This window comes from Micromonospora sp. KC213 (genome assembly GCF_004348325.1).
In the GTDB taxonomy this organism is placed as follows: Bacteria; Actinomycetota; Actinomycetes; order Mycobacteriales; family Micromonosporaceae; genus Micromonospora.
On record NZ_SMKF01000355.1, the window covers coordinates 1 to 883 of the forward strand.

Genomic DNA, 883 nt, shown 5'->3' on the forward strand with positions numbered 1-883 from the left:
GCTCGGGGAGGGTAGGACCGCCCCGAGGAAGCCGCCGGCCATGCACAGGCCGCAGCACAGGACGATCAGGAGGATTGGCACGACGGTGGCAACGACCCAGACCCAGGCCGCGACCTTCCCGGCGCGGAAGAATCCGGCGCGCTGGCGGTCGGCCTCGGCCTGGGCGTGGGGGTAGTGCTGCGGCTGGTTCGGGTGCATCTGACGGTCTCCTGCTAGGGGTGCTCCCCGCGCCGGTCAGCGCGGCCCGGGGAGCGTACCAGCATTGAACGTTCAGCATGTGTCGCCTGTGCGTCAGGCGGGGATCATCGGCTCGCGGTGGCATGGGCAGATCGGGGCCCCGGCCTCGTCAAGCCATCTCTTCGTGGTTCGGGCGATGTAACCGGACTTCGGGCACTCAACCTTCAGTTGCCGGCAGGTCTGCGACTTCTCGCCCTTCGTCCCGGCCCCGGCCGTCAGCCGGGCGTGCGGGTACGGGCCGAGGAACGCCGCGACCTCGGCGAGGGTCGCCTTCAGGCCGTCGCCCGCGACCGTGGCCGTCATCTTGCCGGTAAGGCCGATCCCGCGCGCCAGCCGGGCGAACCCGGCCTTGTGCCCGCTCTTGCAGTCGTCGACCGCGTGAACCAACTCATGCGCCAGCGTCGCGAGGATGACGCCCGGGTCGTCGAGGGTCGGCGAGATGAAGACCTGCGGGACCTTGTCCGCCGAGGACGCCGACGACCAGCACTGACCGATGACCCGGTTCATCTGGGCGCGGCCCTTCCCGCCCGGCCAGCCAACCGAGACGCGGACCGCGGGGACGGTCGCCCCGGCCGCCTCGAAGACCGGCTTCAGGGCGTCGACCGCCTCGGCGAGCCAGGCTTCCCGGGTGGTGTGGGCGGGGGCC

General features: G+C 71.8%; 1 protein-coding gene and 1 pseudogene. Both read right to left on the reverse strand.

The window, feature by feature from the left end:
* Positions 1–198, reverse strand: a pseudogene (locus E1166_RS30605) (hypothetical protein); the annotation flags it as partial.
* 93 nt (positions 199–291) lie between these two features.
* Positions 292–883: SprT-like domain-containing protein (locus tag E1166_RS30610; protein ID WP_132343263.1), on the reverse strand; the 592-nt coding region annotated here is incomplete at its 5' end.